Source organism: Pseudomonas sp. C5pp (assembly GCF_000814065.1).
Classification (GTDB): Bacteria; Pseudomonadota; Gammaproteobacteria; order Pseudomonadales; family Pseudomonadaceae; genus Aquipseudomonas; species Aquipseudomonas asiatica.
The window spans coordinates 84,607-99,055 of the sequence record NZ_JWLN01000023.1 but is presented as its reverse complement, the minus strand read 5'-3'; the positions used below and the strand labels follow the sequence as shown (position 1 = coordinate 99,055).

Here is a 14,449-nt window from a genome sequence, read left to right as displayed (position 1 = left end):
CCCAAAGCTGTCCTTCAAGAAAGGCAGCTAACGGCGAGAAGCGGTCATTTTGTATCTACAGGTTTCGGGGCGATTCACTCGTCTGATGCTCAGGAGCACCAGGATGGGCGTCAAGGAGGTGGTCATCTTGAGGTGGACTATGCTGACCAGTTGCTCTCAAATCTAATCGTGAGGTCCTCCATGGCAAACCCCAATCTGCTGGCTCTATTCAGAGATGAAGTCCTTCTGACCGGGCCTGAAAGCTCCCTACCTAGCAACCTATCTCAGTTCTGGCTTGAGGAGCTCCAGAATCATCTGGAGAGGTATTTCGACGGTTTGAACTCGGAGTCAGATGCAGAAGAGAAGGATCTCGACATCTCCCTCCCACTCGCAGCGATCATCCACATCTTGTTCGCAAAAAATGGTGGGGAGGAGATATCCGAGAGCTCTGAAAAGCTGTACGAGTATTTCCAAGACTACCGGCTCGAACTGGCCCTTGAAGAGATCACGCGAAAGACTCATGTGGCTGCCGAGGCTGCAACCATTGAGACCATCTTCACCAACCGAGACGTCCTGGTGGAGCAAAGCCCCCTTCTTCAATAGGTACCTCCACCGATGCCATCGCCGGCGGGCACGCTCCGAGGCATTGATGGAATGCATTTTGACGACTGCCGAGATCAGCGAATGAAAGAAATTGCTGCGCCGATGTTCGATCTAATCGCTTTGTCGCTTCCACGAGGGTTGGGGTTTGGGGACAGCCCGCCAGTAGGGGCATGGCTTAGTGAGGACGGAATTTCTTGTGCCGCTCTAACCCGAAATATCAATTCCGGCAGCTTCGGAATTGTCACCTTGCGGCGTCGTGTCGATAGCGTGTGGGTGCTCCTCAGCCATGGTGAGTGCACCACTGGCGAGTCCGAAGCCCGCGCCTCAATCAGCCATTTTCTCTATACCCAAGCCCATCCGCTTCCACTCCCTTCAGGTGAACGACGACGTGCTCCTCTAAGCAGAATGGGTAAGCGCACACCAAGCGTGGTGTTCAAATCACTATTTGATCCAAGCCGCCGTATTGGGGCGTGGGCGCTGAATCAACTGTATCTCGCACTGCCATCCCCAGACAGAAATTGGGTTCCCGATTGCCAGACTGAGAATTTTCACACCCGCCTCTGGGAAGCCCACCTATTAGCGATTTTTCGTGAACAGGGACTCTTGGTCACCCAGCCTAAAGAATCACCCGATTTTCACATCGAGAATAGGCTGGGAGATGAGGCCTGGGTTGAAGCAGTGACAGCCAACCCGGAAGAGCGGTATGAGCATTTTGGCGCCTCGCCGGTCCCCCCACCCGCTGACCGACATGAGCGTTTCTTAGGAGCGGCTGCAGAAAGGTTTGCGAGGACCATCCAAAACAAATTGGACAAGCGTTACGAATCCCTACCGCACGTGGAGGGTAAGCCGCTCATTCTGGCCTTAGCCGATTTCCATGCGCCCAGTTCAATGCTGTGGAGCAGGGAGTCGCTCATCAGCTATCTCTATGGCTTTGCAGTTCACTCATCTGCGCATCGTGGTACGCACCTGATAACTGTGGAGGAAGAGACATCTCTGCTATCAGGGCGCCCCAACGGCCTATTTACGCTAATGGAAAATGCCCATCTTTCAGCGGTCATTTTCACCAATGCCTGCACAGTGCCAAAGCTCAGCCGAGTGCCGATCTCAGGTGGAGCTCATCTAGACGGGTACCGATACTTGCGGTTTGGTGAGTTTTTCGACCGTTCTCCGGGAGCATCACGAGGTATCCCATTTCTGTTGGATGTAGCGTCCAGCGACTACGGTCAGCTCTGGCCGCAATATGGCTACGAGCCGTGGTCTGCTGAAGTGGAGGTATTCCATAACCCTATGGCACTATACCCGGTGCCTAATGAGTTGATACCAGAAGTCACCCACTGGAGAGAAGTAAACGGAAGAGTCGAGTGCGAATCTTTCTTTGATGTATCCATACTCCGATCCAGAACACTCGTCCTCAGTGCAAACGCTAAGGTTCCGTCACTCGATGAGTTGCTGACAGCAGCCAGTCCTCCAGAGCTCTGACGGCGGCGGGGTGGCCGCATCGTTGCCACGCAGGTAGATGAGAATTTCTCAGCAAGCTACCCAGCCAGGGGAAGGACATGAGATCCCCTGCGCAATTCAGGACCGTTGAAGCGTCACCTCTCTTCGGGTAAAAGCATGACCGTCATACAACGCTACAACAGCGTCATACCCGAGAGCATAGGAAGAAAAATGTCGATCCAAGGACTAAAACGATACTTTGGAAACAAGATTCACGCAGTGATAATGATGGCCCCGCTTAAGCGGGAAATGATACGCCTCGGCATATGCACCCTTATGGCGATTATTCTGAATATCATCTTGTATACCGGCGTTGAAGTAGACGGCACCATCAAGCCGTGGGCAGAAACCCCGATAAAACTGTTTGCATCGTCGATGTTATTCGCCTTCATGATCAAGGCTTTTCTGCCAGTTCTCGGCTGGACGATACTGAAAGCAATGCTGTTGAGTGCGAACAATGCCTTCAGCGGCATACTGAGTTTTTTGGGCAATCAGTTCACAGGCGTCATGTACTGTACCGGAATTATTATGGGTTCTATCACGATTAAATTGTATATGGTTTCCGGGGTTTTAGACTCTGAGTTTGCTTATCTGTCCGCAATCGTATTTGCTTCCGGGGTTTTATATTTCTATGTGCTGCAATGCGCCATTCAAAAAACAATGAGTCCGGCCCTGCGTACACCAGCAGTACCGCGTTAAACCACTAGGCTGTGACTATTCATCTCTGGTGCTCAGTAGGCGCTCGCTCTGCTGAACCCTCACCCATACACAACCATTAATGGACTGGCCCGCCTTCGACTTTATGAAGAAGGCGAGCGAGCACGTGACTGATTGCGCATGTATTCCGAGATGAGACTTTCGAAATTGATGTCCGCCTCCTCAACGAGAATATTGACGTGACAGTACAGCTCTTCAGGACCTCTGAGATAATTGAAAATCCTTGATCTAACGATGCCGCAAACCCCTTCTTTGACCGCCGTAGAGGGGAGGTTGATAACATCGCCAACGCACGGGATAAGAGCTAGGCCATGGTCGCTGTTGAAGACAATGTCAGCTGGACAGGCATCAATGCTGGCATCGGATTGTCCTTGCGAAACCTGCTGATAATCAATGCTATACCTCATGTACAGCCTACCTCATTTGTTGAGTGAGGAATCAGCGCCGCGGATCGTAAACAGAAACCTCAAGTTCGCAAGCGACGGGAGCATGTAGCGGATTTTCGGTACTAGAGAGCTTGGCAACTATCGTTTTTCAAGCACATACCCTACGCCCCGAAGCGTATGTATCAGTTTGGTCTCGAAAGGGTCATCTATCTTGGCTCTGAGTCTTCGAATCGACACCTCTACAACGTTTGTGTCGCAGTCAAAATTCATATCCCAAACCTGCGAAATAATTTGGGTGCGGCTCAGCACCACACCGGTATTACGCATCAGGTAATGCAGTAACGCGAATTCTTTCGTGGTCAGGTCAATGCGCTGACCGTCCCTGAATGCCCTGTGCCGGCTCTGATCAAGCTCCAGGTCAGCGACGCGAATGACCTCTACGGATGCAGGGTGATCTGACCTGCGCATCAAGGCGCGAACCCGGGCCAGCAGCTCAGGGAACTCAAATGGCTTGATCAGGTAGTCATCTGCTCCGTTCTCCAGCCCCCGGACCTTATCCGCCAGCCGGCTTCTCGCCGTCAGCATCATGATACGGGAAGGGCAGTTTTTACGACGCAACAACTCAAGGACCTGCCAACCGTCCATCTCTGGCAGATTTATATCCAGGATAATCAGCTCATATTCGTGCTGCTTAGCCAAGAATAATCCATCTGACCCGGTGTGGACGCAATCTACGACATAGCCACATTCCGTCAGACCTTGACGCACATACTCCGCAGTTTTTACTTCATCCTCAATTACCAGAATTCGCATGGGATTTTGTCTCGATATCACTGAGCAATTAACCGCGCACGCGCGCCGGCATTATTGAAAGGGATGGTAAATCAAAATGAGCGTGCCGGGGCTCAAATGACGGATTTGTAATTTCTAGGTAATACAGTTGATAGTCTGGCGGTATATCTTGTCGCGGTTTGGGTTTGACAGTTGCGGGCCCTCTCTCCAGCAGGTGATTTGACCTTATGAAGTATTGGGTTATTTTCTTCTTTGTGCTGGCTTCGTTCCGCTCAGATGACGGCGAGGTCGCTCACATTGAAGAGACTGGTCATTGGTGTAGTCATGAACTTCACCGGCATGCGATGCGTACAATCGAACGCCTACTTGAATTTTAGGCAAAAAAAAGGCGCCCAATGGGCGCCAAATATCCACCTTTTACCAAAGGAGCACTTAAGCCACTCAAGGTGAATGCGTAATGCTCGTTTTACTAACAGGACCCGCCAATGGATAACTGGCCCAGTTAGCGAATTACAGAATCGAAAGCGGGTACTCGATGATTACACGAGTTTCATCCAGATCCGATTCGAAAGCAGTGGCACGCGTGGTTGCCTGGCGCAACCGGAAGGACAGATCTTTTGCCGGACCGGTTTGGACAACGTATTTGACTTCGACGTCACGCTCCCAACGCTTCTGATTGTCGAGCGGGTTGCCGTTGTCGTCGGTGCGCATGTAGAACTGGTTAGCGTTCGAGTAATCCGCACCCGAGCCTCTGGCGTAGCGCGTCATGAACGTCAGGCCTGGAATGCCGTAGCTGGTGAAGTTCAGGTCATAGCGCAGCATCCAGGAACGCTCTTTCGGCGAGTTGAAGTCGCTGTACTGGATGGAGTTGTCGACGAAAATCGAGTCCGACTGACGCAGGTAGTCGAAATCGTCGTCGCCGTTGTTGCGCTGATGCGACAGGGCCAGGGTGTGGGCACCGTAACGCACACCGACCTTGGCACTCCAGATGTTGTTGTCGAATTCACCCAGGCGCTTCTTACCTTCATCTACGGCTTTGTAGTAGTTGAAGCCACCGATCAGCGCCAGATCGTCGCTCAGCGGGTAAACCACGCTTGTGCCGGCGTAGTACTGATTCCAGACGTCTTTCAGCTGGCTGGCGTAGACGCTCACAGTCCAGTTGTCGTTGATCGAGTAGTCACCGCCACCGTAACCGATCCATGGCGAGTTGACCGGGCCGCCGTAGAACGTCACGAAGTTGTCGTTCAGGTTGCTTGAGACCGGCTGGCTCATCGCATGCAGACGACCACCCTGGAGGGTAAGGCCCTGGATGCTGGTGTTCTCAACGGTCACACCGCGGAAACTCTCTGGCAGCAGGCGAGAGTCACCCGATGCGACGACCGGGGTCGATGGGAAGACATCACCCACTTTCACGATGGTATCGAACAAGCGGACTTTGGCTGCGCCGCCGACCTTGGTGTATTCGTCGCGAGCTTCACCCTTGTTATCAACGGGCAGCACGTCGAAGGAGCTACGGCCGCCGTTGCGCCCATCACCGGTGTCGAGCTTGAGGCCGATCATGGCAAAGGCATCAACGCCAAAGCCAACGGTACCTTGGGTAAACCCGGAGTTGAATTTGCTGATGATCGCGTGCGCCCAGGCTTCGGAGTAGCCGTTCGTATTGCCCTTGCCACTGTTGTAAGTGGGGGCGGTGCTGTCGCGGTTATCACGGTTGAAGTAGAAGTTACGGTTCAACACTGTAAGGCTGCTGCCTTCAATGAAGCCTTCTGGCTTGTCTTCAGCTTGTGCCGAAATAGCATAGCTTCCAGACAGCGCAGAAACTGCCGCCAAATACAGTGGTACTTTGATTTTCATCCGATGCTCCTTTGATTCACGGCAGTTTTTATTATGTTTACCGGCGCGGGTGTCGTTAGTTGTTCTGACCCGGCGGCGCGCCTAGCGTAGCGCGAGCTCATATTTGCAGGCCGAAGATAACGGGAGGGTGATAGGACAATTACAATTTCGTCATCTACCTGTTATTCGGCACCTTCGCACCGCGTGTTTGCCATCTCTGTTGCTTGTATCGAAATCATCGTGTCGGGTTGGGTTTCCCAGTATTTACGGGCATTACAAAGCTTTCTTACGAAATTGTAATTTTCTAGCCACCCCTCTGATAGCTACCGCTCATTAGAGTGCCATCACCTAATCAAGTGGGGCTTGGCAGCTGTTTCGGCGTTCTCGCCAAGCTTTATCGAAGTTTGTGCACGAGGACCATCAAAGTGCCCCGGTATAACCGCAATGTCTTACCCAAGACCCCCGTCTCGCCCTGGAAGATCGCTGCACTCTGTGCAGTCATCTCTGGGTTGATGGCGCCTGCAGCCCTTGCCCAAAGCATCAGCTTGCCCCAGGCGCTTTCGACGGCCATGGATGCCAACCCAGACCTGGCCGCGGCCAGGCAAGAAATTGGGATCGCTGATGGTGCTCGCAAGCAGGCCGGGCTTATCCCCAACCCCACAATCTCGTATGACGTGGAAGACACCCGTCGTAACACCAGCCAGACGACTGTCTCTCTCAGCCAGACCCTTGAGCTGGGCGGTAAGCGGGGGGCTCGTGTTGACGTCGCCACATACGGGCAGACCGCCGCACAGCTTGAGTTAGACCGTCGCGTTAACGGCCTGCGTGCAGATGTCGTCCAAGCCTTTTACGCCGCGTTGCGGGCCCAGACAGGTCTCGACCTGGCCAAGCAATCTCTCGAACTGACTGAGCGCGGTCTTCGCATCGTCGATGGCCGTGTTCGCGCAGGTAAGTCGTCCCCAGTGGAGGCGACCCGCGCTCAAGTGCAACTGGCCGAAGCCCAGCTGCAAGTTCGACGTGCAGAAACGGAAAAAGCGACCGCTTACCAACAGCTCGCTCAAATTACCGGGAGCTCAGTCACCGTGTTTGATCGACTCGAATCGCCAACCCTCTCCCCGGGCTTGCCACCTCGCACTGAAGATCTGCTGGCTAAGCTCGACCAAACAGCAGAAATGCGTCAGGCCGTGGTGCAGATAGACAAGAGCGATGCCTCGCTCGGCTCAGAGAAAGCTCAGCGTATCCCGAACCTTACTGTCAGTGTAGGTAGCCAGTACGACCGCTCTGTGCGCGAGCGGGTCAACACTGTGGGCCTGTCTATGCCTTTGCCGCTGTTCGATCGTAACCAGGGCAACATTCTTTCCGCTTCTCGTCGTGCAGATCAGGCCCGGGACCAGCGCAATGCTGTTGAGCTGCGCCTGCGCACCGAAACCCAAACCGCGTTGAACCAATGGTCCACCGCCATGCAGGAGGTCGAGTCCTACGACAAGACCATTCTGCCTTCAGCCCAACAAGCCGTAGAGACCGCAACCCGCGGCTTCGAGATGGGCAAATTCGGTTTCATCGAAGTGCTGGATGCCCAGCGCACCTTGATCGTCGCTCGTGGCCAATACCTCGAATCGTTGGCAGCGGCGACCAATGCGCGTGCGCAGGTGGAAAGGGTTTATGGCGAAGTCGGCTCAACCGCCGGCACTCGCTGAACGGGCCAAACATTTTCTTCGGCACACAGCCTTGAACAAGCCGGTGCCTACGATCAGCAGGAGTAGCAATGGATAACAAACGCAAGATCGCCCTCGCGGTAGCCGCTGTGGCAGCCCTCGGATTTGGCAGCCTTGCCTGGAACAACAGTTCCGGACAGCAGGCCGCCAGTACTGCCGAGCATGGCGCTAACGATGGCCATGGCGACGAAAAGAAAGCCGCATCTGCCGCCAAAGAGGAAGGTGATGAGGGCCATGGTGAAGAAGGCCACAGCGAAGAGGGCGGTGAAGAAGAGGGCAAGCTGACGCTCAGCGCTGAACAGATCAAGGCCGCTGGTGTTGCCCTGGAAGCTGCAGCGCCTCGTGACCTCGGTACCGTCGTGAGCTTCCCTGGCGAAATTCGCTTCGACGAAGATCGTACTGCCCACGTGGTTCCTCGTGTTCCTGGCGTTGTTGAGGCTGTCCAGGCCAACCTGGGCGAGACGGTCAAGAAAGGGCAAGTCCTCGCGGTAATCGCCAGCCAGCAGATCTCTGACCTGCGCAGCGAACAACAGGCCGCACAGCGTCGCGTCGAACTGGCGCGTGTGACCTTCGAACGTGAGAAGCAACTGTGGCAGGACAAGATCTCTGCAGAGCAAGACTACCTCCAAGCACGCCAAGCGCTGCAAGAAGCGGAGATCTCCTTGGCCAACGCCAAGCAGAAGGTCGGCGCAATCGGTGCCTCGGTTAACTCCGTTGGCGGTAATCGTTACGAGCTCCGCGCTCCCTTCGACGCCGTGGTAGTGGAGAAACACCTGACCGTCGGCGAAGTCGTCAGCGAGGCGACCAACGCCTTCATCCTTTCCGACCTGAATCAGGTCTGGGCGACCTTCGCAGTTCCGCCGACAGATCTGGGCAAGGTCACGACTGGCCGTGCAGTGAAAGTCTCTTCGCCTGACATGAACGTCGAGGTCGAAGGGAAGGTGGGTTATGTCGGCAGCCTGCTGGGCGAGCAAAACCGTGCAGCTACTGTCCGCGTCACCTTGACCAACCCCAACGGCGCCTGGCGTCCAGGCCTGTTCGTAAACATTGCGGTCACCTCCCAGACCGATCGAGTTGCCGTAGCGGTCCCTGAGCACGCTGTGCAGACCGTTGAAGACAAACCTTCGGTATTCGTACGCACCCCAGATGGCTTTGACACCCGCCCGGTAAAACTGGGTCGCCGCGACAATGGGTACGTGGAAATCATCGACGGTATTGAAGCCGGCGCCCAGGTAGCAACCAGTGGCAGCTTCACACTCAAGTCCGAGCTCGGCAAAGCTTCTGCCGAACACGGTCACTGATGCGAACTGACAGGATGATTTCTCATGTTTGAACGTATCATCAGATTCGCCATCGAGCAGCGCATCGTAGTAATGATCGCCGTTCTGATCATGGCGGGTATCGGTATCTACAGCTATCAAAAGCTGCCCATCGATGCGGTACCCGATATCACCAACGTCCAGGTGCAGATCAACACTGCAGCGCCTGGTTACTCGCCCTTGGAAACCGAACAACGGATCACGTTTCCAGTTGAAACGGCCATGGCCGGTCTCCCGGGCCTTCAGCAGACCCGTTCCCTGTCTCGCTCTGGCCTGTCTCAGGTCACCGTGATCTTCAAGGATGGCACTGACATCTTCTTTGCCCGCCAGTTGATCAACGAGCGGCTGCAGGTTGCGAAGGAACAGCTGCCAGAAGGTGTAGAGGCCGTCATGGGTCCGGTATCTACCGGCCTCGGCGAGATCTTCCTGTGGACTGTTGAAGCCGAAGATGGCGCGGTCAAAGAGGACGGTACGCCGTACACCCCGACCGACCTGCGCGTGATCCAGGACTGGATCATCAAGCCTCAGCTGCGTAACGTCCCGGGTGTGGCCGAGATCAATACCATCGGCGGTTATGCCAAGCAGTTCCTGGTTGCGCCGGATCCAAAGCGCCTGGCTACCTACAAGCTGACACTCAATGACCTGGTCGCAGCGTTGGAAAGTAACAACGCCAACGTCGGTGCCGGCTACATCGAGCGTAATGGTGAACAGTTGCTCATCCGTGCACCGGGTCAGGTAGGCAATATCGAAGACATCGCCAACATCGTGATCACCAGTGTGGATGGTGCACCGATTCGCATCAGCAGCGTTGCTGACGTCAGCATCGGTAAAGAGCTCCGTACAGGTGCTGCTACTGAGAACGGCCGCGAAGTCGTGCTCGGTACCGTGTTCATGCTGATTGGTGAAAACAGCCGCACCGTATCTCAAGCTGTCGCCGCCAAATTGGCGGACATCAACCGCACCCTGCCAAAGGGCGTGGTGGCTGTGACTGTTTACGACCGTACCAACCTGGTTGAAAAAGCCATCGCGACGGTGAAGAAGAACCTGGTGGAAGGCGCGATCCTGGTTATCGCCATTCTGTTCCTGTTCCTCGGCAACATCCGTGCGGCTCTGATCACCGCGATGGTGATTCCGCTGTCCATGCTGTTCACCTTCACAGGCATGTTCAACAACAAGGTCAGTGCCAACTTAATGAGTTTGGGGGCACTCGACTTCGGCATCATCGTCGACGGTGCCGTGGTTATTGTAGAAAACGCGATCCGTCGACTGGCTCATGCGCAACATAAGCATGGCCGCATGCTCACCAAAACCGAACGCTTCCACGAGGTCTTTGCCGCGGCGCGAGAAGCTCGCCGGCCGCTGATCTTCGGTCAGCTGATCATCATGGTGGTGTACCTGCCGATCTTCGCCCTCACCGGCGTCGAAGGCAAAATGTTCCACCCGATGGCCTTCACCGTTGTGATGGCGCTGCTGGGTGCAATGGTCCTGTCCGTTACCTTTGTTCCTGCAGCTATTGCCATGTTCGTCACTGGCAAGGTGAAGGAAGAGGAAGGCGTGGTCATGCGCACAGCTCGACTGCGCTATGAACCGGTTCTGCAATGGGTGCTGGGACATCGGAACATCGCTTTCTCGGCCGCAGTAGCCTTGGTCGTGCTCAGTGGTTTGCTGGCAAGTCGTATGGGTAGCGAGTTCATCCCAAGCCTCAGTGAGGGTGACTTTGCGATGCAGGCCATGCGTGTGCCTGGAACGAGCCTCACTCAATCTGTCGAGATGCAGCAGCGTCTGGAGAAAGCGGTGATTGCGCAGGTGCCTGAAGTTGAGCGGATGTTCGCACGCTCGGGTACCGCAGAAATTGCATCTGACCCGATGCCGCCGAACGCCTCTGACGCCTACATCATGCTCAAGCCTCAGGATCAGTGGCCTAACCCGAAGAAGCCTCGTGATGAGCTGATTGCTGAAGTGCAGAAGGCCGCAGCGGGTGTTCCAGGAAGCAACTACGAGTTGTCGCAGCCAATCCAACTGCGTTTCAACGAGCTGATTTCGGGCGTGCGTAGTGACGTCGCTGTGAAAGTCTTCGGCGATGACATGGACGTGCTCAACAACACCGCCAACAAGATCGCGGCAGCGCTCAAAGCGGTCCCGGGCTCATCGGAAGTGAAAGTTGAGCAGACATCCGGCCTGCCGGTGCTGACCATCAACATTGACCGCGAAAAAGCAGCACGCTACGGCCTGAACATCGCGGATGTTCAGAACTCGATCGCTATCGCCGTGGGTGGCCGTCAGGCCGGCACGCTGTATGAGGGCGACCGTCGGTTCGACATGGTAGTACGCCTACCAGAGACCGTTCGCACCGACGTAGCGGGTATGTCCAGCTTGCTGATCCCGGTACCTGCCAATGCGGCACAGGGTGCCAATCAGATCGGCTTCATCCCGCTGTCCCAGGTCGCCAATCTGGACCTGCAACTGGGCCCGAACCAAATCAGCCGCGAGAACGGCAAACGTCTGGTTATCGTCAGCGCCAACGTTCGAGGCCGCGATCTGGGGTCCTTCGTTGAGGAGGCGACCGCATCGCTGGACAAGAAGGTGCAAATCCCTGCGGGCTACTGGACGACTTGGGGGGGCCAGTTCGAGCAGCTGCAGTCGGCTGCCAAACGCCTGCAGATCGTTGTTCCAGTCGCCTTGCTGCTGGTCATGACCTTGTTGTTCCTGATGTTCAACAACCTGAAGGACGGCATGCTGGTCTTCACCGGTATTCCATTCGCACTCACCGGTGGTGTTGTGGCGTTGTGGCTGCGGGACATCCCACTGTCGATCTCGGCAGGTGTCGGCTTCATTGCACTGTCCGGCGTTGCAGTACTGAACGGCCTGGTGATGATTGCCTTCATCCGCGGGCTAAGGGAGGAGGGACGAACGCTCAGACAGGCAGTCGATGAAGGTGCATTGACCCGTCTGCGACCTGTTCTGATGACAGCCTTGGTAGCGTCCCTGGGCTTCATCCCGATGGCTTTGGCCACCGGCACCGGTGCCGAAGTTCAGCGGCCATTGGCGACGGTGGTGATTGGCGGGATCCTGTCCTCCACCGCACTGACCTTGCTGGTACTGCCTGCCCTGTATCACTGGGCACACCGCAAGGATGAAGACGGCGACGAGGCCGAAGTGGTTAGCTAACAGCCTCCGCTAAAGAGAAGCCCACAACACGTGTTGTGGGCTTTTTTGTGTGCGCCAGGCATGGCGCGTTGCGCGTAAGCGCAACCCGCTTGGTTGTGGTGGCCAAGTGGGTGACTTGGAGGTGAAAGTCCTCTACACACCCGGCAAGGGGAAGTGCTAGCCGGAGGCAAGGGTGTCGCGGGTGACCGCGAATCTGAAGGAAGCCCGAGGCAAAATGCTGGCCTGACGAACAGGAAGCGGATAGAGGCGGCACAGCGGGGTGAGGTGGCACAAATCGCCAAAGCCCAATACTTGCACGGAACGCTGTGACGTAGATCCGACAGGCATAAGCAGGAAGGTCGCGCGAATTACCCTGGGAGATCTGTACGCTTGCCACTGTGCTACCGCGCGTCGAAAGGCGACGGGATGAGCGTGCAGAAGTCAGCCGAAGCCGTAGTAAGTGGCGGTTAACCGCGCCACCAAGGGCCGAACAGGTTATGCCGCCAGTAGGCGTCGCCGTCTCGTTGGTAACCGTAATGCAGAAATTTCCCACAGCGGAAACTGTCATCCCGAATCCCGGCCAGAAGCCGAGGGTGATGCCTGACAGTGCAAAGGTGCCGGCGGCGTCAGCGACGTGGACGAACGCGGAGCCGGACACGCTGATGGAGCGGGTGCTTGCACCGGCCAACCTCAGGCGTGCGTATCAACGCGTGGTTAGCAACAAGGGGGCTCCGGGTGCCGATGGCATGACGGTCGCTGACTTGGCGGGCTACGTGAAACAGTATTGGCCAACCCTCAAGGCCAGGTTGCTGGCCGGTGAATACCATCCCCAAGCAGTGCGAGCGGTTGAAATTCCCAAGCCGCAGGGCGGCACACGGCAACTGGGTATCCCCAGCGTCGTGGATCGCCTGATCCAGCAAGCACTGCAGCAGCAGCTCACACCTATCTTCGACCCACTGTTCTCGGACTACAGCTATGGTTTTCGTCCGGGCAGAAGTACGCATCAAGCCATCGAGATGGCTCGTGCTCATGTGACAGCGGGACACCGCTGGTGCGTGGAACTCGATCTGGAGAAGTTTTTCGATCGGGTCAATCACGACATCCTCATGGCCTGCATCGAACGTCGGATCAAAGACAAGTGCGTACTCAGGCTTATTCGCCGCTACCTTGAAGCCGGGATCATGTCGGGCGGTGTCGTCAGCCCACGGCAGGAGGGGACGCCGCAAGGCGGCCCGCTTTCGCCGTTGCTGTCGAATATCCTGCTCGACGAACTCGACCGCGAGCTGGAGCGGCGGGGCCATCGCTTCGTACGTTATGCCGATGATGCGAACATCTATGTACGCAGTCCCCGGGCCGGCGAACGGGTGTTGGTCAGCGTCGAGCGCTTCCTGAGAGAACGTCTGAAGCTGACGGTGAACAGGAAGAAAAGCCAAGTGGCAAGGGCGTGGAAGTGCGACTACCTAGGCTATGGGATGAGCTGGCACCAGCAGCCAAGGCTGCGCGTGGCAAGGATGAGCCTAGACCGCTTACGCGACCGGCTCAGAATGCTGCTGCGCAGCGTACGGGCTCGCAAAATGGCGACTGTCATCGAGCGGATCAACCCCGTCCTGAGAGGCTGGGCTAGCTACTTCAAGCTCAGCCAGAGCAAGCGGCCGCTTGAGGAACTGGATGGTTGGGTCAGGCACAAACTCCGCTGCGTCATCTGGCGTCAATGGAAGCAGCCTCCCACGAGGCTGAGAAACTTGATGCGCCTAGGGTTGAGCGAGGAGCGTGCCAACAAGTCAGCCTTCAATGGCCGAGGTCCATGGTGGAATTCGGGAGCGCAACATATGAACTACGCGCTGCCAAAGAAACTGTGGGACCGGCTCGGGCTGGTCTCGATACTGGATACGATTAACCGGCTTAGCCGCGTAACCTGAACCGCCGTGTACGGAACCGTACGCACGGTGGTGTGAGAGGACGGCGGGTGTGAATCCGCCTCCTACTCGATTTAAAGTGAAGTAGATGCACTTACCTTTCAAAATTGTAAGTTTCTCGTCATGCCGGTGATGCCTATGCATTGCTAAGGTTACGCCCGAGAAGTTTTGAAATTGAGAGGGTTTTATGAAAAAGCTAATTATCGCTGCTGCACTTGTTGTTTTCTCGGTGGCTTCGCAGGCCAACACTTTCTCCGAGAGCAAGCAGCTTCAATACACCAAGGAACACCAGACCGCAGTGGCCAAGTACGCGGAGAAAAATGGCAAGCCAATGCCAGAGATTCAGGATTACAAATATGGCATGAAGATAGACGTTGCGAAATTCGTACGTCAGTCGCAGGACCCCCGTACCTGCCAGGTCTATCCACGGTTGATGACCTTCGAGGACTCCCAGGGCACGCTCAAGACTGTTCGTTACTCGATGTATTCGCAATGCATCAACAACAAGTAGTAAACGATTTGAACAGAACAATTAGAGAATTCAT

At 55.8% G+C, this 14,449-nt stretch carries 11 protein-coding genes; 8 read left to right on the top strand and 3 right to left on the bottom strand.

Annotated features, from left to right (window positions below; all coding sequences use genetic code 11):
* The 3 genes from RR51_RS18945 to RR51_RS18940 form a co-directional block, all read left to right on the top strand.
* The coding region (locus RR51_RS18945) for a hypothetical protein (RefSeq protein WP_236693279.1) at window positions 1-582 on the top strand (582 nt) is incomplete at its 5' end.
* Window positions 583-633: 51 nt separating this feature from the next.
* Window positions 634-2,061: a hypothetical protein gene (locus RR51_RS29505; protein WP_196997244.1), complete on the top strand. Its 1,428-nt coding sequence runs from the start codon at window positions 634-636 to the stop codon at window positions 2,059-2,061.
* Between the two features lie 189 nt (window positions 2,062-2,250).
* Window positions 2,251-2,778, top strand: coding sequence for a hypothetical protein (locus RR51_RS18940; RefSeq protein WP_012269855.1), 528 nt, complete (start codon window positions 2,251-2,253; stop codon window positions 2,776-2,778).
* 101 nt (window positions 2,779-2,879) lie between these two features.
* Here RR51_RS18940 and RR51_RS18935 read toward each other — a convergent pair whose 3' ends face one another.
* From RR51_RS18935 to RR51_RS18925, 3 genes are all read right to left on the bottom strand, one after another.
* Window positions 2,880-3,203, bottom strand: coding sequence for a hypothetical protein (locus RR51_RS18935; protein ID WP_010951457.1), 324 nt, complete (start codon window positions 3,201-3,203; stop codon window positions 2,880-2,882).
* Between the two features lie 117 nt (window positions 3,204-3,320).
* Window positions 3,321-3,995 (bottom strand): heavy metal response regulator transcription factor, encoded by a 675-nt coding sequence (locus tag RR51_RS18930; RefSeq protein WP_003253420.1) that lies wholly within the window; start codon window positions 3,993-3,995, stop codon window positions 3,321-3,323.
* Window positions 3,996-4,484: 489 nt separating this feature from the next.
* Window positions 4,485-5,828 (bottom strand): OprD family porin, encoded by a 1,344-nt coding sequence (locus RR51_RS18925; protein ID WP_003253422.1) that lies wholly within the window; start codon window positions 5,826-5,828, stop codon window positions 4,485-4,487.
* A 404-nt stretch (window positions 5,829-6,232) separates the two neighbouring features.
* Between RR51_RS18925 and RR51_RS18920 the strand changes: the two genes are divergently transcribed.
* The 5 genes from RR51_RS18920 (at window position 6,233) to RR51_RS18900 (ending at window position 14,415) form a co-directional block, all read left to right on the top strand.
* A complete protein-coding gene (locus RR51_RS18920) occupies window positions 6,233-7,504 on the top strand; it encodes a TolC family protein (protein WP_010951456.1) in 1,272 nt (423 codons plus the stop codon).
* Between the two features lie 68 nt (window positions 7,505-7,572).
* Entirely contained in the window at window positions 7,573-8,823 is a 1,251-nt protein-coding gene (locus tag RR51_RS18915; protein ID WP_010951455.1) for an efflux RND transporter periplasmic adaptor subunit, read from the top strand.
* Window positions 8,824-8,847: 24 nt separating this feature from the next.
* The gene (locus RR51_RS18910; protein ID WP_010951454.1) at window positions 8,848-12,009 is read left to right on the top strand and encodes a CusA/CzcA family heavy metal efflux RND transporter; all 3,162 of its coding nucleotides are present in this window, start codon (window positions 8,848-8,850) and stop codon (window positions 12,007-12,009) included.
* Between the two features lie 476 nt (window positions 12,010-12,485).
* Window positions 12,486-13,907, top strand: a complete 1,422-nt coding sequence (gene ltrA / locus RR51_RS18905; RefSeq protein WP_010952877.1) for a group II intron reverse transcriptase/maturase — start codon at window positions 12,486-12,488, stop codon at window positions 13,905-13,907.
* Window positions 13,908-14,091: 184 nt separating this feature from the next.
* Window positions 14,092-14,415, top strand: coding sequence for a DUF2790 domain-containing protein (locus RR51_RS18900; RefSeq protein ID WP_003253432.1), 324 nt, complete (start codon window positions 14,092-14,094; stop codon window positions 14,413-14,415).
* Window positions 14,416-14,449: the final 34 nt, after the last annotated feature.

What these genes read in the sequence shown, in the direction of transcription:
- RR51_RS29505 (WP_196997244.1), top strand. Translation starts at nt 634, where the DNA reads ATGCATTTTGACGACTGCCGAGATCAGCGAATGAAAGAAATTGCTGCG.
- RR51_RS18940 (WP_012269855.1), top strand. Translation starts at nt 2,251, where the DNA reads ATGTCGATCCAAGGACTAAAACGATACTTTGGAAACAAGATTCACGCA.
- RR51_RS18935 (WP_010951457.1), bottom strand. Translation starts at nt 3,203, where the DNA reads ATGAGGTATAGCATTGATTATCAGCAGGTTTCGCAAGGACAATCCGAT.
- RR51_RS18930 (WP_003253420.1), bottom strand. Translation starts at nt 3,995, where the DNA reads ATGCGAATTCTGGTAATTGAGGATGAAGTAAAAACTGCGGAGTATGTG.
- RR51_RS18925 (WP_003253422.1), bottom strand. Translation starts at nt 5,828, where the DNA reads ATGAAAATCAAAGTACCACTGTATTTGGCGGCAGTTTCTGCGCTGTCT.
- RR51_RS18915 (WP_010951455.1), top strand. Translation starts at nt 7,573, where the DNA reads ATGGATAACAAACGCAAGATCGCCCTCGCGGTAGCCGCTGTGGCAGCC.
- RR51_RS18910 (WP_010951454.1), top strand. Translation starts at nt 8,848, where the DNA reads ATGTTTGAACGTATCATCAGATTCGCCATCGAGCAGCGCATCGTAGTA.
- ltrA (WP_010952877.1), top strand. Translation starts at nt 12,486, where the DNA reads ATGCCGCCAGTAGGCGTCGCCGTCTCGTTGGTAACCGTAATGCAGAAA.
- RR51_RS18900 (WP_003253432.1), top strand. Translation starts at nt 14,092, where the DNA reads ATGAAAAAGCTAATTATCGCTGCTGCACTTGTTGTTTTCTCGGTGGCT.